Origin of the sequence: Cupriavidus taiwanensis (genome assembly GCF_900250075.1) — a bacterium.
Lineage (GTDB): Bacteria > Pseudomonadota > Gammaproteobacteria > Burkholderiales > Burkholderiaceae > Cupriavidus > Cupriavidus taiwanensis_C.
The window spans coordinates 1,583,149-1,600,664 of sequence record NZ_LT977070.1 but is presented as its reverse complement, the minus strand read 5'-3'; the positions used below and the strand labels follow the sequence as shown (position 1 = coordinate 1,600,664).

18 protein-coding genes and 1 tRNA gene are annotated in these 17,516 nt (G+C 66.0%); 6 read left to right on the top strand and 13 right to left on the bottom strand.

The window, feature by feature from the left end:
* Positions 1–32 precede the first annotated feature (32 nt).
* The 5 genes from thrS to CBM2588_RS07430 all read right to left on the bottom strand — a co-directional run bounded on the left by thrS (position 33) and on the right by CBM2588_RS07430 (position 5,935).
* On the bottom strand, positions 33–1,940 hold the full coding sequence (gene thrS, locus CBM2588_RS07450; RefSeq protein WP_115679991.1) for a threonine--tRNA ligase: 1,908 nt from the start codon (positions 1,938–1,940) through the stop codon (positions 33–35).
* Between the two features lie 350 nt (positions 1,941–2,290).
* Positions 2,291–2,367, bottom strand: a tRNA-Val gene (locus CBM2588_RS07445).
* Positions 2,368–2,388: 21 nt separating this feature from the next.
* Positions 2,389–4,617, bottom strand: coding sequence for a RelA/SpoT family protein (locus tag CBM2588_RS07440; protein WP_115679990.1), 2,229 nt, complete (start codon positions 4,615–4,617; stop codon positions 2,389–2,391).
* Positions 4,618–4,632: 15 nt separating this feature from the next.
* On the bottom strand, positions 4,633–4,995 hold the full coding sequence (locus CBM2588_RS07435) for a RidA family protein (RefSeq protein WP_012352549.1): 363 nt from the start codon (positions 4,993–4,995) through the stop codon (positions 4,633–4,635).
* A 58-nt stretch (positions 4,996–5,053) separates the two neighbouring features.
* Positions 5,054–5,935 (bottom strand): alpha/beta fold hydrolase, encoded by an 882-nt coding sequence (locus CBM2588_RS07430; protein WP_115679989.1) that lies wholly within the window; start codon positions 5,933–5,935, stop codon positions 5,054–5,056.
* 204 nt (positions 5,936–6,139) lie between these two features.
* Here CBM2588_RS07430 and CBM2588_RS07425 point away from each other — a divergent pair, with 204 nt between their 5' ends.
* Both CBM2588_RS07425 and CBM2588_RS07420 read left to right on the top strand, forming a co-directional pair.
* Positions 6,140–6,916, top strand: coding sequence for a 3-hydroxybutyrate dehydrogenase (locus CBM2588_RS07425; RefSeq protein WP_115679988.1), 777 nt, complete (start codon positions 6,140–6,142; stop codon positions 6,914–6,916).
* 37 nt (positions 6,917–6,953) lie between these two features.
* Positions 6,954–7,445 (top strand): DUF411 domain-containing protein, encoded by a 492-nt coding sequence (locus CBM2588_RS07420; RefSeq protein WP_115679987.1) that lies wholly within the window; start codon positions 6,954–6,956, stop codon positions 7,443–7,445.
* 42 nt (positions 7,446–7,487) lie between these two features.
* On the opposite strand, the gene CBM2588_RS07415 is transcribed toward CBM2588_RS07420, so the two are convergent.
* Positions 7,488–7,868 (bottom strand): putative zinc-binding protein, encoded by a 381-nt coding sequence (locus tag CBM2588_RS07415; protein ID WP_115679986.1) that lies wholly within the window; start codon positions 7,866–7,868, stop codon positions 7,488–7,490.
* Between the two features lie 230 nt (positions 7,869–8,098).
* Here CBM2588_RS07415 and CBM2588_RS07410 point away from each other — a divergent pair, with 230 nt between their 5' ends.
* Positions 8,099–8,476 carry a type II toxin-antitoxin system RelE/ParE family toxin gene (locus CBM2588_RS07410; protein WP_115679985.1) on the top strand — a complete coding sequence of 126 codons (378 nt, stop codon included), beginning with the start codon at positions 8,099–8,101 and terminating at the stop codon, positions 8,474–8,476.
* Positions 8,457–8,792, top strand: coding sequence for a helix-turn-helix domain-containing protein (locus CBM2588_RS07405; protein ID WP_115679984.1), 336 nt, complete (start codon positions 8,457–8,459; stop codon positions 8,790–8,792). The genes CBM2588_RS07410 and CBM2588_RS07405 overlap by 20 nt, the downstream gene beginning before the upstream one ends.
* A 69-nt stretch (positions 8,793–8,861) precedes the next feature.
* Here the strand turns inward: CBM2588_RS07405 and CBM2588_RS07400 are convergent, their stop codons facing one another.
* Positions 8,862–9,500 carry a CoA transferase subunit B gene (locus CBM2588_RS07400; protein WP_018006816.1) on the bottom strand — a complete coding sequence of 213 codons (639 nt, stop codon included), beginning with the start codon at positions 9,498–9,500 and terminating at the stop codon, positions 8,862–8,864.
* Positions 9,501–9,511: 11 nt separating this feature from the next.
* Positions 9,512–10,213: a CoA transferase subunit A gene (locus CBM2588_RS07395; RefSeq protein WP_012352543.1), complete on the bottom strand. Its 702-nt coding sequence runs from the start codon at positions 10,211–10,213 to the stop codon at positions 9,512–9,514.
* Between the two features lie 181 nt (positions 10,214–10,394).
* Here CBM2588_RS07395 and CBM2588_RS07390 point away from each other — a divergent pair, with 181 nt between their 5' ends.
* Positions 10,395–10,940: a PAS and helix-turn-helix domain-containing protein gene (locus CBM2588_RS07390; RefSeq protein ID WP_018006818.1), complete on the top strand. Its 546-nt coding sequence runs from the start codon at positions 10,395–10,397 to the stop codon at positions 10,938–10,940.
* 13 nt (positions 10,941–10,953) lie between these two features.
* Here CBM2588_RS07390 and CBM2588_RS07385 read toward each other — a convergent pair whose 3' ends face one another.
* The 5 genes from CBM2588_RS07385 to CBM2588_RS07365 all read right to left on the bottom strand — a co-directional run bounded on the left by CBM2588_RS07385 (position 10,954) and on the right by CBM2588_RS07365 (position 15,454).
* Positions 10,954–11,355 (bottom strand): acyl-CoA thioesterase, encoded by a 402-nt coding sequence (locus CBM2588_RS07385; RefSeq protein ID WP_115679983.1) that lies wholly within the window; start codon positions 11,353–11,355, stop codon positions 10,954–10,956.
* A gap of 52 nt (positions 11,356–11,407) precedes the next feature.
* Positions 11,408–12,436: a DctP family TRAP transporter solute-binding subunit gene (locus CBM2588_RS07380; RefSeq protein ID WP_115679982.1), complete on the bottom strand. Its 1,029-nt coding sequence runs from the start codon at positions 12,434–12,436 to the stop codon at positions 11,408–11,410.
* Between the two features lie 64 nt (positions 12,437–12,500).
* Positions 12,501–13,805 (bottom strand): TRAP transporter large permease, encoded by a 1,305-nt coding sequence (locus CBM2588_RS07375; protein ID WP_172581733.1) that lies wholly within the window; start codon positions 13,803–13,805, stop codon positions 12,501–12,503.
* Positions 13,802–14,404, bottom strand: coding sequence for a TRAP transporter small permease (locus CBM2588_RS07370; protein ID WP_115679981.1), 603 nt, complete (start codon positions 14,402–14,404; stop codon positions 13,802–13,804). The genes CBM2588_RS07375 and CBM2588_RS07370 overlap by 4 nt, the downstream gene beginning before the upstream one ends.
* Positions 14,405–14,668: 264 nt before the next feature.
* On the bottom strand, positions 14,669–15,454 hold the full coding sequence (locus CBM2588_RS07365; RefSeq protein WP_018006823.1) for an SDR family oxidoreductase: 786 nt from the start codon (positions 15,452–15,454) through the stop codon (positions 14,669–14,671).
* A gap of 363 nt (positions 15,455–15,817) precedes the next feature.
* On the opposite strand from CBM2588_RS07365, the gene CBM2588_RS07360 reads away from it, so the two are divergent.
* The gene (locus tag CBM2588_RS07360; protein WP_115679980.1) at positions 15,818–17,506 is read left to right on the top strand and encodes an electron transfer flavoprotein-ubiquinone oxidoreductase; all 1,689 of its coding nucleotides are present in this window, start codon (positions 15,818–15,820) and stop codon (positions 17,504–17,506) included.
* The last annotated feature ends 10 nt before the right edge of the window (positions 17,507–17,516 follow it).

The window sequence follows — 17,516 nt, the reverse complement described above, 5'->3', positions numbered from 1 at the left end:
GAAGACAAAAAAACAAGCCGTGCTCACCACCCTCAGGCTTTGCTGGCGACGTCGTGTTGCAGACGCTCAGCAAACGCGGAGACGGGCATCACACCCAGATCCACGTTGCCACGGGCACGCACGGCCACTTGATTGGCATCCCGCTCCTTGTCACCCACTACCAGCAGGTAGGGGACCTTTTGAAGCGAATGCTCGCGGATTTTATACGTAATTTTCTCGTTACGCAAATCGGCCTTGGCCCTAAACCCTTGTTTTTGCAGCAATTGCACGACGCTTTCGGCGTATTCTGCCTGCGAATCCGCAATATTCATCACCACCACCTGGTCCGGGGCCAGCCAGGCCGGCAGCGCACCGGCGTGGTTTTCCAGCAAGATGCCCAGGAAGCGCTCGAACGAGCCCAGGATGGCACGATGGAGCATCACCGGGCGTTTGCGCGAGTTGTCCTCGGAGACGTACTCGGCATCCAGGCGCTCGGGCAGCACCAGGTCCAGCTGCAGCGTGCCGCACTGCCACGAGCGGCCGATCGCGTCCTTGATGTGGTATTCCACCTTGGGGCCGTAGAAGGCGCCCTCGCCGGGCAGCTCCTCCCAATCCACGCCGCAGGCGCGCAGCGCCAGGCGCAGGCCTTCCTCGGCATGGTCCCAGATCTCGTCCGAACCGGCGCGCTGGTCCGGGCGCAGCGACAGCTTGACCTTCACATCCTTGAAGCCGAAGTCGTCATAGACCGAGAACGCCAGTTCGTTGAAGGCTTTGGCCTCGGCGACGATCTGTTCTTCCGTGCAGAAGATATGCGCATCGTCCTGCACAAAGCCGCGCACGCGCATCAGCCCGTGCAGCGCGCCGGAAGGCTCGTTGCGATGGCAGGCGCCGAACTCGGCCAGGCGCAGTGGCAGGTCGCGGTACGAGCGCAGGCCGTGGTTGAAGATCTGCACATGGCCAGGGCAGTTCATCGGCTTGATCGCGTAGTCGCGCTTCTCCGACTCCGTGACGAACATGTTCTCCTTGTAGTTCTGCCAGTGGCCTGACTTCTCCCACAGCGAACGATCCATCACCTGCGGCGTGCGCACCTCGTCATAGCCGGCTTCCGTCAGGCGGCCGCGCATGTACTGTTCGACGGCCTGCCACACCTGCCAGCCCTTGGGATGCCAGAAGACCATGCCGGGCGCCTCTTCCTGCAGGTGGAACAGGTCCAGCGTCTTGCCCAGCTTGCGGTGGTCGCGCTTCTCGGCCTCTTCCAGCATGTGCAGGTAGGCTTCCTGGTCTTCCTTCTTCGCCCATGCCGTGCCGTAGATGCGCTGGAGCATCTCGTTGTTGGCATCGCCGCGCCAGTAGGCGCCGGCCACCTTCATCAGCTTGAAGACCTTGAGCTTGCCCGTCGACGGCACGTGCGGCCCGCGGCACAGGTCGACGAAATTGCCTTCGCGGTACAGGCCGATTTCCTGGTCGGCCGGGATCGAGCCGATGATCTCGGCCTTGTACTTCTCGCCCATCGACTCGAACAGCGCCACCGCCTCATCACGGTTCCACACTTCGCGCGTGACTTTTTCGTCCTTGCGGGTCAGTTCCGTCATCTTCTTCTCGATGGCGGCGAGGTCTTCCGGCGTGAAGGGGCGCTTGTAGGCGAAGTCGTAGTAGAAGCCGTTCTCGATCACCGGCCCGATCGTCACCTGCGCGTCCGGGTACAGCTCCTTGACGGCATAGGCCAGCAAGTGTGCCGTGGAGTGGCGGATCACATCGACGCCGTCGGCATCCTTGTCCGTGACGATGGCCAGTTCCGCATCGCGCTCGATCCTGTAGCTGGTGTCGACCAACTGGCCATCCACCTTGCCGGCCAGCGCGGCCTTGGCCAGGCCGGCGCCGATGCTCTGCGCCACTTCGGCAACCGTCACCGGGCCGGGAAACTCGCGGCGGGACCCGTCCGGCAGCGTGATTGCGATCATTTCGACTCTCCAGGTTCCGCCGGCGGCGCCTTGCACCTGGCCTGAGCGGATCAAACTGCATCTTGTGGCACCGGCCCGCATGCCTGCGCGCTGGCGATGTGTTCTTGGCTGCCCCGCCCTGCCGCGCGGGAAGGCGGCAGCTTATCAGGGCTGCTGGCAAGCGACGGACGAAAAAAAACGCGGCCAAGGCCGCGTTTCTCTTTGTCAAACCCGATCCAACCGGGCCGAAGGCGCACCTCGACTACTGTCGCTTGCCAGCGGTAGTAGTTCGCGGTGTCATAACCATGATGCGCTTCCGTTCCGTATGGGGTTGAATCGGACTTGCTTTACTTCTTTCTACTGCAATTCGTTGGTAGGCTCGATTGGACTCGAACCAACGACCCCCACCATGTCAAGGTGGTGCTCTAACCAGCTGAGCTACGAGCCTAGCGAAGGCGCAAGTATAGCATCACTTTCTTTTCGCCTGCAACACCCCCTGGACTTCCTCGATCAGCAGCAGCGCCCGCTGCAGCTGCGTGGCCTCGGAGACCTCGGCGGTGAACTGCATGCGCGCCACGCCCTTGCTGGATAGCGTCTTGACCCCGGTGACGTTGATCTTCTCGCGCGACAGCACTTCGGAGATGTCGCGCAGCAAGCCTTGCCGGTCGATGGCCTCGACCTGGATATCGACCGGATAGACCGCGGCGTGGCTCTTCTTGCCCCACTCGGTCTGGATCACCCGCTCCGGCGCGCGCGCCGACAGCTGCTGGAAGGTATGGCAGTTGCGGCGATGGATCGACACCCCGCGCCCGCGCGTGACGAAGCCGACGATTTCGTCTGGCGGCGCCGGCTTGCAGCAGCGCGACATCTGCGTCATCAGCGAATCGACGCCTACCACCAGCACGCCGCTCTTGGCGCCGCGCGCCACGCTGGTGGCGCGGCTCTTCTTGGTGACGGCGTCTTCCTCGCTCAGCGGCGCCTGCACCTCACCCTCGGGGTGGCGCAGCGCGTGCTCCACATGGCGCAGGCTGAACTCGTCCTTGGCCACCGCGGCGAACAGTTCGTCGGGGGTCTTGAAGCCCAGCCGCGTCGCCAGGTCTTCCAGCTTGACCGCGGTCTTGCCTTCGCGCTGCAGCGTCTTGTCGATCAGCGCACGGCCCTGGGCGATGGTTTCCTGCGAGTCCAACGCGTTGAACCACGCGCGCACCTTGGCGCGCGCGCGGCTGCTGGCGAGGTAGCCGAGGTCGGCATTGAGCCAGTCGCGCGACGGCCCGCCTTGCTTGACCGCGATGATCTCGACGGTCTGGCCGTTCTTGAGCGGCGTGTTCAGCGGCACCATGGTGCCGTCCACGCGCGCGCCGCGGCAGCGGTGACCGAGGTCGCTGTGCAGGTAGTAGGCGAAATCCACCGCGGTCGCACCCTGCGGCAGCGCCACCACGCGCGCCTGCGGCGTCAGCACGTAGATGTGGTCGTCGATCGCGGCGTGCTTGATCTGCTCCCACGATTCGTCGTGCGCCACGCTGTGGTCGGCATCGTCCTTCCACGCCAGCAGCTGGCGCAGCCAGGCGATCTTTTCGTCGTAGCGCTCGCTGGCGGAGAACTGCCCGGCATAACCGCGGCTGCCCGCCTCCTTGTAGCGCCAGTGCGCCGCCACGCCGTATTCGGCGAAGTGGTGCATCTCGTGGGTGCGGATCTGCACCTCGAAGGCGCGCCCGTCGTCGCCGATCACCACCGTGTGCAGCGACTTGTAGCCGTTGGCCTTGGGCCGCGAGATGTAGTCGTCGAACTCGCGCGGGATCGGCTGCCAGATATGGTGGACGATGCCGAGCACCGTGTAGCAGTCCTTGATATCGTCGACGATCACGCGGAAGGCGCGCACATCGTACAGGTCGGCAAAATCCAGCTCCTTGCCGCGCATCTTCTTCCAGATGCTGTAGATATGCTTGGGCCGGCCGCTCACCTCGGCGCGGATGCCGGCGGTGGCCAGTTCGGACTGCAGCCGCGCGATCGCGCCGGCGATATAGCCTTCGCGCTCGATGCGCTTTTCATCCAGCAGCCTGGCGATGCGCTTGTAGGTATCGGGCTGCTCGAAGCGGAACGCCAGGTCTTCCAGCTCCCACTTCATCTGCCAGATGCCCAGGCGGTTGGCCAGCGGCGCGTAGATGTCGAGCGTTTCGCGCGCCACGCCGGGCAGCGGCGACTGCTTGGTTTCAGCCAGCCAGCGCAGCGTCTGCAGCCGCGAGGCCAGCCGCACCAGCACCACGCGGATGTCCTGCGCAAACGCCAGCAGCATCTTGCGCAGCGCCTCGACCTGCTCGTGGCGCGCCTGGGCTTCATTCTTCGACGGCGCGGCCGACTCCACCTCAGGGCGATTGCCGGCGATGGCGCCGATGCGCAGCAGCTGCCGCACGCCGTTGACCAGCCGTGCCACTTCCTCGCCGAAGCGCGGCTCGATCTCGGCCTCGGTCTCGGGCACGAATGCCGCCAGCCCGAACAGGCACGCTGCCGCGCGCGCGGAATCGTCCACGCGGAGGCCGTCGAGGATGCGCAGCATCCCCTCCGCGTGCGACTGCACGTTCTCGCCGGTGGGCAGCGCCACGCCGGCGCCGTGCTCGCGCACGTACGCCAGTGCGCGCTCGACCAGCTCGGTATCCGGAATGCCCGCGACCCGGCCAGCCAGGTCGGTCGACGTCACCATGTCACAGCGCCTGCATCAGTTGAGCGCAGCGGTCACCACCACTTCGATCAGGTAATCGGGATTGGCCAGGCGGGCTTCGACGGTGGCGCGCGGCGGCGTGTTGCCTTGCGGCACCCAGGCATCCCAGACCTCGTTCATCTCGCCGATCAAATCGATGTTGGTCAGGAAGATCTGGCACGACAGGATGCGGGTCTTGTCGCTGCCGGCCTCGGCCAGCAGGCGGTCGATATGGCCCAGCACCTCGCGCGTCTGGCCGCGGATATCAGCCTTGGGATCGACCTCGGGCACCTGGCCGGCCAGATAGACCACACCGTTGTAGACCGCATATTCGGACAAGCGCTTGCCCACGTGGGCGCGCTTCAGTTCAGGAAGACTCATGGCAATGCGTAACTCGATAAAAAACAGCCGGATGGCAAAGTGGCCGCAACGGGCGCGCTCAGGCGCCGGTAAAGAACTGGCGCACGATCGCGATCTGCGCCGGATCGACAAAGGTGGGGGCGTGGCCCACGTCGGGCACTTCCACCGAACTCACATGCTTGCCGCGCGCCACCATCTCGGCCACCGTCTCGCGCAGCAGCAGGTCGGACTGCGCGCCGCGCACCACCAGCACCGGGGCCTCGATGGCTTCGAAGCTGCGCCACAGCGCGGCTTCGCCGGCGGCGATGGCCTCGGGCGTGGATTTGCGGAACGGAACCGCCAGCTGCGGATCGTAATGCAAGCCCCATTCCAGGCCATCGGCGCCCTGCACCGGCTTCAGGATGGCGGCGTTCAGCTCGCGCCACTGCTCGGCGCTGTGGCGCCCGAACGAGGCGCTGATGGTCTGCAGGTACGCCAGCCCTTCCTCGAAGGTCTTGAAGCGCACCGGCAGGCCCAGGTAGGCACCGATGCGCTCGACCGCCGAGGGAGCGATGCGGGGACCGACGTCATTGAGCAGCAGCTTGCGCACCGGCGACTTCGGCAGGCCGGCCAGGCCCATGCCGATCAGCCCGCCCATCGAGGTGCCGAACCAGTCCACCTGCTCGACGTTGAGCCGCGCGATCAGCGTGACCATGTCGGACACGTACTGCGGCACGATGTAGCTGTCCGGATTGGCCAGCCATTCCGAGCGGCCGCGTCCGGCCACGTCCGGGCATACCACGCGATAGTCACCGCACAGCGCGCTGGCGACGGCGTCGAAGTCGCGCCCGGTGCGAGTCAGGCCGTGCGCGCACACCAGCACGCGCGGATTGGCGGGGTCGCCCCACTCGTGGTAGGCCATGCGGTGCAGGCCCCCCGGACTGATGCACTGGACGAAACCGAGACGCGGACTGGCAGACATCTGGACTCCCTGGCAAACCGGACGCAAGGCGCCAGCAGGCGCCGCCGCCGGAAGTTGAGCAAAGCTGGATTGTACGCCGCAGCGGGTACAATGCCACAGCACAGTGTCCGCGCCCCGCGCGCGGGGCGCGCACCGCCACGGCGCGCGCCGCCCATCCGGCGGCTGTCCTGTCGTGGCATTCCCTTTCTCTCGACGGAGGCTTACATGCTCAACGGCAAGACCGCACTGGTGACTGGCTCGACCAGCGGCATCGGGCTCGGCATCGCAAAGGCGCTGGCGGCGCAGGGCGCCCACATCATCGTCAACGGCTTCGGTGACGCGGACGCCGCAAAGAGCGAGATCGCGCAGGCCGGCCAGGGGATCCGCGTCGGCTATCACGGCGCCGACATGAGCAAGGCGGCCGAGATCGAAGACATGATGCGCTATGCCCAGGCCGACTTCGGCGGCGCCGACATCCTGGTCAACAATGCCGGCATCCAGCACGTCGCGGCCATCGAGGACTTCCCGCCCGAGCGCTGGGACGCGATCATCGCCATCAACCTGACCTCGGCCTTCCATACCACGCGCCTGGCGCTGCCCGGCATGAAGCAGAAGAACTGGGGGCGCATCATCAATGTCGCCTCGACCCACGGGCTGGTGGCCTCGGCGCAGAAATCGGCCTATGTGGCGGCCAAGCACGGCATCGTCGGCTTCACCAAGGTCACAGCGCTGGAAACCGCGCAGACCGGCGTGACCGCCAACGCGATCTGCCCGGGCTGGGTGCTGACGCCGTTGGTGCAGAAGCAGGTCGAAGCCCGCGCGCAGAAGGAAGGCATCCCGGTCGAGCAGGCCAAGCGCGAGCTGGTGCTGGAGAAACAGCCCTCGGGTCAGTTCGTGACCCCCGACGAGCTGGGCGCGCTGGCCGTGTTCCTGTCGTCCGAAGCCGCCCGCCAGGTGCGCGGCGCGATCTGGAACATGGATGGCGGCTGGGTGGCGCAGTAAGGTGCCACGTCCGGGCGCCACAAAGGAGCAAAAAGCCATGGTGCAACGACGACGTTTCCTCGGGACCCTGGGCGCGCTCGCGCTCGGCACGCTCGCCGTGGGCGTGCTTGGACCCGCGGCGGATGCGTTCGCGCAGGCGAAGCCGCTGGCCATCGACGTCTACAAGAGCCCGCTGTGCGGCTGCTGCGAGGAATGGGTCAAGCACCTGCGCGCCAACGGCTTCACCGTGACAGTGCACGACGTCGAGGATACCGGCGAATACCGCAAGCGCTTCGGCATGCCGGAGCGCTTCAGCTCCTGCCACACCGGCCATATCGCCGGCTATGCGATCGAGGGCCACGTGCCCGCCGCCGATATCCGCAAACTGCTGGCCGCCAAACCCAGGGCGGTCGGGCTGGCGGTGCCGGGCATGCCGGTCGGCTCGCCGGGCATGGAACAGGGACCGCGCAAGGATCCCTTCGACGTTATGCTGGTCAAGGCCGACGGCGCCGCCTCGGTGTTCAGCCGCCACAACAAGCCGGCGGCCTGACGTGCCCCGCGCCGGATGCGCCGCGGCGCATCCGGCAATGCCCTACTCCCCTGCCAGGCGCTGCAGCGCCGACTCAACCTCCCGCCACACCGCCTCGGTCTCGCCCTCGGTGCATTCACCGTGCTGGCGCTTGACCGCGCCCAGCCGGTTCAGCACCAGGTGCTGGTCCGGCACCACGCCCGCGTTGGCCAGGCACGCCTGCACGCAAGCCAGCGAGCACCCGTCCAGCGCCAGGATCGGCCGGCCCGATCGCGCCACCCGCGTCAGCGCCGGCACGCCGCCGCCCACCCCGCTGATGCACGACATCTCCGCGCGGCCGCCGCGGTCCAGCCGCACCGCGCAGGCATTGGCCAGCTGCGCCACGCTGGAGCAGCCGGAGCAGGCGTAGACCAGTGGCAGGGATCGGGTGGGGGAAGCGGGCATCGCGCACCTTCCATCAAATCGGTTCATCGCAGGGGGCAACGCCCCTACGGAAAGCGGCCAGCTTAGTGGCAAGGCCAGGAGCCCGGCCATTCGCCGAAAGAGCTAGCAGCGTCGTCCATACGACATAGGTCGAAGCACCACCCGCCCCTGTGACGGACTGAAACCTGACTCAAATCAAGCCTTGCGTTTCCGGCGGCGCTGGTTTATACCAGTTCAGGTATATTGCCTGGATGCCAGCCAAGGAAAAACCACTCTTCTGGATCGGGAGCAGCAAGAAGGACCTGACGGCGCTTCCGCTCGACGTGCGGAGGTTTTTCGGCCATGCCCTGCATTTTGCCCAGCGTGGAGAGCGACATGATGCGGCGAAGACTCTAAAAGGTTTTGGCAGCGCCGGGGTGCTCGAAATACTCGAGGACGACGCTGCCGGCACGTACCGCGCCGTCTATACCGTGAAATTTGCTGAAGCGGTGTTCGTCCTTCACTGCTTCCAGAAGAAGAGCAAACGCGGCATTGCCACGCCGAAGGCAGACATCGAAATCATTGGCGCCAGGCTGAAGGTCGCCGAAGCGCTGGCATGGGAGTTACGACATGGCAAAACGCAGGATTGACGGCATCGAGGTCGAGGCCAGCTCCGGCAACGTGTTTGCCGACCTGGGCGTCCCCGAGGCCGACAAGCTCCGGATCAAGTCCGGACTGGCCATCGAGATCACGCGAGCCGTACGCAGCCTTGGCCTGACCCAGGAAGAAGCGGCCCACCGCATGGGCATCCCGCAACCGAAGGTCTCCGGACTGCTTCGCGGCGACTTCGCCAACCTGTCGGAGCGCAAGCTGATGGACTGCCTGAACCGGCTTGGGTACGACATCGAAATCACGGTCAGCCCCGCGCCGGAGCCGATCGGTCACCTCACGCTCAAGGTAGCCTGAAAACAAGAACCCCCTGCAAGCGCATAGCTTGCAGGGGGTTGCTGATGTCGGCGTGCCGCCCGAACCTGCTTACAGCAGCGGCGCCCCCGTCTTCGCCTGGATTTCCTCGCGGCTGACGCCCGGCGCGGTCTCCACCAGCTTGAGGCCGTCCGCGGTCACGTCGATCACGCCCAGGTCGGTGATGATGCGGTTGACCACGCCCACGCCGGTCAGCGGCAGGTTGCACTGCTTCAGGATCTTGAGATCCTCGGTGCCGTCCTTCTTCTTGGCGGTGTGTTCCATCAGCACCACCACGCGGCCGACGCCGGCGACCAGGTCCATCGCGCCGCCCATGCCCTTGACCATCTTGCCGGGGATCATCCAGTTCGCCAGGTCGCCCTTCTCGCTGACCTGCATCGCGCCCAGGATGGCCAGGTTGATGTGGCCGCCGCGGATCATCGCGAACGAGTCGGCCGACGAGAAGATCGACGAGCCCGGCAGCGTGGTCACGGTCTGCTTGCCGGCGTTGATCATGTCGGCGTCGACCTCGGCCTCGGTCGGGAACGGGCCGATGCCGAGCAGGCCGTTCTCGGATTGCAGCCAGACTTCCATGCCTTCGGGCACCCAGTTTGCCACCAGCGTCGGCAGCCCGATGCCCAGGTTGACGTAGAAACCGTCCTGCAGCTCGGCCGCGGCGCGCGCGGCCATTTCGTCACGTGTCCATGCCATGATGGGTCTCCTTAGCTGGCCGCGCGCACGGTGCGCTGCTCGATGCGTTTCTCGGGGTTGGCGTTGAGCACCAGGCGCTGCACGAAGATGCCGGCCAGGTGGATCTCGTCCGGATCAAGCTCGCCGGTCTCGACGATCTGCTCGACCTCGGCCACGGTGACCTTGCCCGCCATGGCGCACATCGGGTTGAAGTTGCGCGCGGTGCGGCGGAACACCAGGTTGCCGGCCTTGTCGGCCTTCCAGGCCTTGACCAGCGCGACGTCGGCGGTCAGCGAACGCTCCATCACGTACTTTTCGCCGTCGAATTCGCGGATTTCCTTGCCTTCCGCGACGATGGTGCCGACCCCGGTCTTGGTGAAGAAGGCCGGGATGCCCGAGCCGCCGGCGCGCAGCTTTTCGGCCAGCGTGCCCTGCGGGGTGAATTCCAGCTCCAGTTCGCCGGCCAGGTACTGGCGCTCGAACTCCTTGTTCTCGCCCACGTAGGACGAAATCATCTTCTTGATCTGGCGCGTGGCCAGCAGCAGGCCCAGGCCGAAGCCGTCGACGCCGGCATTGTTGGAGATGCAGGTCAGCTGCTTGGCGCCGCTGTCGCGCAGCGCGCCGATCAGCGCCTCGGGGATGCCGCACAGGCCGAAACCGCCCACAGCGATCGTCTGGCCGTCGCGGACGACGCCTGCAAGCGCTTCTGCGGCGCTGGCGTAGACCTTGTTCATGCTTCGCTCCTTCCTCGGTAGTCCCTGTCGATCTCCCCGCCGGCGGGTAGTGCGGCGGGCGACGCAAGGAAATTGTAACGGTACAATCGGCAACGGGCGATCGGCCGTCGCCGTAACGCGTCCGACCGACAGCATACGCAAGCACAGCCGGCTACGCCATTACGTAAAAATACATAAGCAGATGCCCGCCATCGACTACCAGACCGCCTTCCAGCTCGCCCCCGTGGGCCTGGTGCTGTCACGCGAGCGCGTGATCGAGGATTGCAACGAAGAGGTCTGCCGCATCTTCGGCACCACGCGCGAGGCCCTGCTGGGCCAGTCGTTCCAGGTGCTCTACCCCACCGCCGACGAGTTCGAGCGTACCGGCGCGCGCATCGCGCCGATCATGGGCAAGCGCGGCATGTATTCGGACGAGCGCATCATGAAGCGCGCCGGCGGCGAATTGTTCTGGTGCCACGTCACCGGCCGCGCGCTGGACCGGAGCCAGCCGCTCGGCGCCGGCATCTGGACTTTCGAGGACTTGTCGCAGAAGCGCCAGGTCACCGCCGAACTGACCGCGCGCGAACGCGAGATCGCGGCGCAGCTGGTGGAAGGCAAGACCAGCAAGCAGATCGGCAAGCTGCTGGCGATCAGCCCGCGCACGGTCGATATCTATCGGGCGCGGCTGATGAAGAAGTATGGAGCAAGTACGTCGGTGGATCTGGTGCAGCGGCTGGTGGCTCACTGACACTGAAAAACAATCACCCTTCGATGATCGCCCGAATCTCCGCCGGCACCGGCACCGATTTCTCCGCCGCATAATCGCACCACACCACCTTGGCGCCGCCCTCGGCCCACACCACCTCCGGCAGGTCGGTGCGCCGGATTTCCATGCGCGTCTCGAAGCTGGTGCGCCCCAGCTGTCCCGCATACACGCGGCATTCGATCTGGCCCGGATAGCGCAGCTGCTTTAGGAAGGTCATATGCGCGTTAATGATGACCGGCCCCTGCCCGTTCGCATCCTTGCCGCCGCGGCCCAGCGACGCGAACCACTCGATGCGCGCCTGCTCCAGGTACTGGAAATAGACGGTGTTGTTGACATGGCCCATGGCATCCATGTCGCCCCACCGGATCGGCATGACCACCGTGTAGACGTGTTTCATCTCAGCCTCCAATGCAACAGGCCCGCCGATGCCGGCGGGCCTGCTTCATGACTCAGCGCTTGGCAATCGCGCCTTCGGCCTTGGTGACAAGGTCGGCGCCGATCTGCTTCTTCCACTTGTCGTAGACCTTGGCGGTGGCCTTGCGGAAGGCGTCATGCTCGGCCGGGCTCAGGTGCGTGACCTTGACGCCGTGGGCCTCCATGTCCTTCCACGCGGGCGCACCGGCCTCGGCCAGGCCCTTGCGGGCCAGCGCGATTTCCTGCTTGCCGGCGTCGATGGCGGCCTGCTTGACGATCTCGCGGTCGGCCGGGGTCCAGCTTTCCCAGATCTGCTTGTTGACCACGAAGATCAGCGGGTCAGCCACGTAGCCCCAGGTGGTCACAAACTTCTGGCCCACCGTGTACAGCTTGGCAGCGGCGAACACCGATTGCGGGTTCTCCTGCCCGTCGACCGCGCCCGAGGCCATCGCCGGCTGCGCGTCGGCCCAGCTCATCTGGGTCGGGTTGGCGCCCAGCGCGTTGAAGGTCTCGATGTAGAGCGGCGAGCCCACCACGCGCAGCTTCAGGCCCTTGAGGTCTTCCGGCTTGCGGATTTCGCGCTTGGAGTTCGACACCTCGCGGAAGCCGTTCTCGCCCCAGGCCAGCGGCACCACGCCGGCCTTCTCCAGCGTGGCGAAGATCGACTTGCCGACTTCGCCCTGCGTCAGCGCGTCCAGCGCCTTGTAGTCGGGCATCAGGAACGGCAGCGAGAACAGGTTCAGTTCCTTGACCTGCGGCGACCAGTTGATGGTCGAGCCCACCGCCATGTCGATCACGCCCTGGCGGATCGCCGAGAACTCGCGGGTCTGGTCGCCGGCCACCAGCGAGGTGCCCGGGTACAGCTTGATGTTGATGCGGCCGTTGGTGCGCTGCTTGACCAGGTCGGCCCAGATCTCGCCGCCCTTGCCCCACGGGAAGGCCGGGCCGAGCACCAGCGACATCTTGTACTCGGACTTGTAGGTCTGGGCCATCGCACCGGCGGGCGCGAAGGCGGAAGCGGCCAGGGCGGCGGCCGTGGCGAGCATCAGGGCACGACGTTTCATTTCATCTCCTCAGGGGGAAAGCGTCAGGTTCTTGTTGGTGAATGCAAAATCAAGACAACAGCGATCAATAGCCAAGGTACTCCGGCAGCCACGTCGCCAGCGGCGGATAGGCCAGCACCATCAGCATGGCGACAAACATCGCCAGCAGCATCCAGATCACCCACGGCACGGTTTCCTCCATGCGCACGCGCGCGATCCGGCACGACACCATCAGGTTCACGGCCAGCGGCGGCGTGAACTGGCCCAGCGCCACCTTCAGCGTCAGCACCACGCCGAACCACACCGGGTTCCACTGGAAGGCATTGGCGATCGGCAGCAGCAGCGGCACGAAGATCAGGAAGATCGAGATGCCGTCGAGGAACATGCCCACCGTCATCAGCAGCAGCACGATCAGCGCGAGCACGCCGTATTCGCCCAGCCCGGAGGTAGCGATCGCCTGCGCCAGCGGATCGATTACCCCCAGCGTCGACAGCGCATAGGCAAAGATGCCGGCCAGCGCCACCACCAGCAGGATCACCGCCGAGGTTTCGGCCGCTTCCTGGAAGATGGTGAACAGGTCGCGCATGCCGATGCTGCGGTACACCACCATGCCGACGAACAGGCCATAGACCACAGCCACCACAGCGGCTTCGGTCGGCGTGAACCAGCCGGCGCGCATGCCGCCCAGGATCAGGAACGGCGCCACCAGGCCCCACGCGGCCTCGCGCAGGCTCTTCCAGAACGGCGGGCGCGGCAACGCGGCTTCGGCGGCGCCCATATTGTGCTTGCGCGCCAGCCACACCGCCGGCACGATCAGCGCGATGCCCGCGAGCACGCCCGGGATCATGCCGGCCGCGAACAGCGCCGGCACCGATGCGCCCGGCACCAGCACGCTGTAGATGATGAACGCCACCGACGGCGGGATCAGGATGTCGGTCGCGGCCGCCGCGCCGACCACCGCGGCGCTGTACGAGCCGGGATAGCCCGCGCGCGACATCGCCGCGATCATCACGCCGCCGACCGCGGCCGCGTTGGCCGGGCCCGAACCGGAAATGCCGCCGAGGAACATCGCCACCAGGATCGCCACCAGCGGCAGCATGCCCGGACCGCGGCCGACCACGGCGATGGCAAAGGTCACCAGCCGCTGAGCCACGCCGGAGCGGTCGAAGATCGAGCCCACCAGCACGAACATCGGGATCGCCAGCAGCGGATACTTGGCCAGCCCCGCATAGAAGTTCTGCGGCACGGCCAGCAGGCCGAACATCTGCGTGTCGAGATTGGACAGGCCGATCGCGACCAGGCCGCCCAGGCCCAGCGACACGCCGATGGGCACGCCCAGCAGCATCAGGCCGATAAAGACCACAAACAGGATGATGGCAACCAGCGTCATTTCGCACGCTCCGTCGCCGACCGGCTCAGTTCATGCAGCGCCTTGAGCGCGCGCACGTTGCGCGCCATCAGCGCCAGCGCGCGCAGCGCAATGCCCGCGGACAGCACCGGCAGCCAGATCGAGTACCACCAGCTCGGCACGCCGATGCCGGGCGAGGTCTCGCCGAAGGTGTATTCGTCCCAGGTGATGCGCGCCCCCAGCACGGCCAGCGCGATAAACATCACCGCCACCGCCAGCGCCGACAGGATCGCCAGCCTGCGCTGCCGTGCCGCGCTGCCGCGCTCGAAGAAGAACTCGATACGGATATTGCGGTCGCGCGCCACCGCGGCGCTGCCGGCCACCAGCGCCAGCACGATCATCAGGAACACCGAGAATTCCTCGGTCCAGGCGAACGACTCGTCGGTGAAATAGCGGACCACCACGTTGGCGAAGGTGATGCCGACCAGCAGCACCATCACGATCACGCCAATCCAGTCCTCGATGCGGGGCGATACCCGGAATTCAGCGTCCTGCGCTTCGTCGGCGGCCTGCGGGATCACCGCGGAATCGACGACGTGTTGCGGCACGGCGTTGCGCCGTGCCTCTGGCTGTTGCTCCATCTCCCCGGCCTCCGGTCCAGGGCCGCTCGGGCCATGCGGCCACCGCGGCGTTCTCGCTTTGTATGTAAAGACTTAATCTGCAGACATGGCGGATTATGCCAAGACTGGCCTGCCACGCACGAAATTTCTGAAGTTTGACGCGTACTGACGACGGCGCGCCCAAGGGGACCGGATAAGCCCAGGGTTGGCGCTCGGGCATCTCGCGGCGCTTTTGGCGCGTGGGCGGGATGCGGGGACTTGCGCCCCCGGTGTCAGCGCGGGCGCTCAGACCATGCCGTCGTCGGCGGTGATGACGGCGCCGTTGATGAATTGCGACTGGTCCGAGGCCAGCAGCAGCAACAGGCCGTCGAGGTCTTCCGGCTTGCCCAGGCGCTTGCGCGGCAGCATCTGGATCAGCTTCTGCCCGGCGTCGGAATCCCAATGGTGGTGGTTGATATCGGTGTCGATATAGCCCGGGCAGATGGCGTTGGAATTAATGCCATGGCGCGCCCATTCCAGCGCCATGGCCTTGGTCATGTGCACCACCGCCGCCTTGCTCATGCAATAGACGCCGATCTGCGACAGCACCTTCAGTCCGGCCACCGACGCGATATTGACGATGCGCGCCTGCGGCAGCGGGCTGCCGTTGCGCTCGGCGCCCTTGGCGCGCGCGATCATGCGCTTGGCGACTTCCTGCGCGACGAAAAACGCGCCGCGGGTATTGGTGTCGAAGACGAAGTCGAAATCCTCCGGGGCCACCTCGGTCAGCTTCTGCGTGGTCGACACGCCGGAATTGTTGACCAGGATATCGATGGCGCCGGCTTCGGTCTCGGCGTGCGCTACCGCGGCGCGGATGCTGTCCGGGTCGGTCACGTCCAGGCGCACCACATGCGCGCTGCCGCCCTCGGCCTCGATCGCGGCGCGCAGTTCCTTGAGCCGCTCGGTGCGGCGCGAGGCCAGCACCACCTTGGCGCCGGCGGCGGCGAGCACCGTGGCGAACCGCGAGCCCAGCCCGCTCGAGGCGCCGGTCACCAGCGCCACCTTGCCTTCCAGATTGATCGACAAACCCATGATTACCTCTTGTGCGGGAGCCCCTCAGCCCTCATCAGGAGCAGAAGGCAGCATATCAAAAAAAAGAACGACCGTTCCAAAAAAATCCTTGCCTGTGGGTGGCGAGTCCCGGACAATGCCGGAGATTCTAAGAACTTGGCCCGCAAAGGGAAAGAGGGAAAACGCGCGATCCGGCCACCTTCGGACGCCGTTCCAGCGCAGTCTGATCGCCGTTCGATGGCGAAATGGCGCCGATTCACCGCCGCGTCCGCGCGGCTCCCCCTGGCAGCCCCGCGCCGCGCCGGGGCCCGGTTCTCAGCACAACGATCACCGCATTTCCCACAATTGCCAGCTAGCAGCAAAGAAACAGAGGGTTAGAGACAAATGGATCAGCAACAGCTCCTGGAGCAGTTCGGCCCGCGCGAAGCCATGGAATACGACGTGGTCATCGTCGGCGGCGGCCCCGCCGGCCTGGCCACGGCCATCCGCCTGAAGCAACTCGCGCAGGAGAAAGGCGCCGACGTCAACGTGTGCGTGCTGGAAAAGGGCTCCGAGCCCGGCGCCCACATCCTGTCGGGCGCCATCATGGACCCGCGCGCCCTGAACGAGCTGATTCCGAACTGGAAGGAGCTGGGCGCGCCGCTGAACCAGGCCGTGACCGAGGACAAGTTCCTGTTCCTGAACGAGACCGGCTCCAGGGGCACGCCGCCAGCGCTGCTGCCCGAGTGCTTCCACAACGAAGGCAACTACATCATCAGCCTGTCGAACTTCGTGCGCTGGCTGGGCCAGCAGGCCGAGGCGCTGGGCGTGGAGATCTTCCCGGGCTTCGCCGCCGCCGAGGTGCTGTACAACGAAGACGGCTCGGTCAAGGGCGTGGCCACCGGCAACATGGGCATCAACAAGGAAGGCGAGCCGACCGAGAACTTCCAGCTGGGCATGGAGCTGCATGCCAAGTACACGATCTTCGCCGAAGGCGCGCGCGGCCACCTGGGCAAGCAGCTGATCGAGAAATTCGGCCTCGACACCGGCAAGGATCCGCAGAGCTACGGCATCGGCCTGAAGGAGCTGTGGGAGATCGACCCCGCCAGGCACAAGCCCGGCCTGGTGGTGCACACCGCCGGCTGGCCGCTGGACTCTGCCACCTACGGCGGCTCGTTCCTGTACCACATGGAAGACAACAAGGTTGCGGTTGGCTTCGTGGTCGGGCTGGACTACACCAACCCGTGGCTGTCGCCGTTCGAGGAATTCCAGCGCTTCAAGACCCATCCGGAAATCCGCCAGTACTTCGAAGGCGGCAAGCGCCTGTCGTACGGCGCGCGCGCCATCACCGCGGGCGGCCTGCTGTCGCTGCCCAAGACCGTGTTCCCGGGCGGCGCGCTGGTCGGCTGCGATGCTGGCTACCTGAACGCCTCGCGCATCAAGGGCAGCCATGCCGCGATCAAGACCGGCATGCTCGCCGCCGAGGCCGCCTACGACGCGCTGCAGGCCGGCCGCCAGCACGACGAGCTGAGCGCCTACCCGGCCGCGTTCGAGCAGAGCTGGCTGTACAAGGAACTGCTGCAGGCCAAGAACTTCAAGCAGTGGTTCAAGAAGGGCCGCACCACCGCGACGCTGATGACCGGGATCGAGCAATGGCTGCTGCCCAAGCTGGGCATCCGCAACCCGCCCTGGACCATCCACCGCGCCAAGCCGGACCACGTGTACCTGAAGCCGGCGGCCGAATGCCAGAGGATCGAGTATCCGAAGCCGGACGGCAAGCTGACCTTCGACCGCCTCAGCTCGGTGTTCATCAGCAACACCAACCATGAGGAAAACCAGCCGGCGCACCTGACGCTGAAGGACGCCAGCGTGCCGGTCAGCATCAACTTGGACAAGTACGCCGGCCCCGAGTCGCGCTACTGCCCGGCGGGCGTGTATGAGTTCGTGCAGGACGAAACCTCGGGCAAGGAGCGCCTGCAGATCAACGCGCAGAACTGCGTGCACTGCAAGACCTGCGATATCAAGGACCCGACCCAGAACATCGTCTGGGTGACGCCGGAAGGTGGCGGCGGTCCGAACTACGTCGGCATGTAAGCCGGCCGCG

Coding starts and splice junctions, on each gene's coding strand:
- thrS (WP_115679991.1), bottom strand. CDS start 1,940: ATGATCGCAATCACGCTGCCGGACGGGTCCCGCCGCGAGTTTCCCGGC.
- CBM2588_RS07440 (WP_115679990.1), bottom strand. CDS start 4,617: ATGGTGACGTCGACCGACCTGGCTGGCCGGGTCGCGGGCATTCCGGAT.
- CBM2588_RS07435 (WP_012352549.1), bottom strand. CDS start 4,995: ATGAGTCTTCCTGAACTGAAGCGCGCCCACGTGGGCAAGCGCTTGTCC.
- CBM2588_RS07430 (WP_115679989.1), bottom strand. CDS start 5,935: ATGTCTGCCAGTCCGCGTCTCGGTTTCGTCCAGTGCATCAGTCCGGGG.
- CBM2588_RS07425 (WP_115679988.1), top strand. CDS start 6,140: ATGCTCAACGGCAAGACCGCACTGGTGACTGGCTCGACCAGCGGCATC.
- CBM2588_RS07420 (WP_115679987.1), top strand. CDS start 6,954: ATGGTGCAACGACGACGTTTCCTCGGGACCCTGGGCGCGCTCGCGCTC.
- CBM2588_RS07415 (WP_115679986.1), bottom strand. CDS start 7,868: ATGCCCGCTTCCCCCACCCGATCCCTGCCACTGGTCTACGCCTGCTCC.
- CBM2588_RS07410 (WP_115679985.1), top strand. CDS start 8,099: ATGCCAGCCAAGGAAAAACCACTCTTCTGGATCGGGAGCAGCAAGAAG.
- CBM2588_RS07405 (WP_115679984.1), top strand. CDS start 8,457: ATGGCAAAACGCAGGATTGACGGCATCGAGGTCGAGGCCAGCTCCGGC.
- CBM2588_RS07400 (WP_018006816.1), bottom strand. CDS start 9,500: ATGGCATGGACACGTGACGAAATGGCCGCGCGCGCCGCGGCCGAGCTG.
- CBM2588_RS07395 (WP_012352543.1), bottom strand. CDS start 10,213: ATGAACAAGGTCTACGCCAGCGCCGCAGAAGCGCTTGCAGGCGTCGTC.
- CBM2588_RS07390 (WP_018006818.1), top strand. CDS start 10,395: ATGCCCGCCATCGACTACCAGACCGCCTTCCAGCTCGCCCCCGTGGGC.
- CBM2588_RS07385 (WP_115679983.1), bottom strand. CDS start 11,355: ATGAAACACGTCTACACGGTGGTCATGCCGATCCGGTGGGGCGACATG.
- CBM2588_RS07380 (WP_115679982.1), bottom strand. CDS start 12,436: ATGAAACGTCGTGCCCTGATGCTCGCCACGGCCGCCGCCCTGGCCGCT.
- CBM2588_RS07375 (WP_172581733.1), bottom strand. CDS start 13,805: ATGACGCTGGTTGCCATCATCCTGTTTGTGGTCTTTATCGGCCTGATG.
- CBM2588_RS07370 (WP_115679981.1), bottom strand. CDS start 14,404: ATGGAGCAACAGCCAGAGGCACGGCGCAACGCCGTGCCGCAACACGTC.
- CBM2588_RS07365 (WP_018006823.1), bottom strand. CDS start 15,454: ATGGGTTTGTCGATCAATCTGGAAGGCAAGGTGGCGCTGGTGACCGGC.
- CBM2588_RS07360 (WP_115679980.1), top strand. CDS start 15,818: ATGGATCAGCAACAGCTCCTGGAGCAGTTCGGCCCGCGCGAAGCCATG.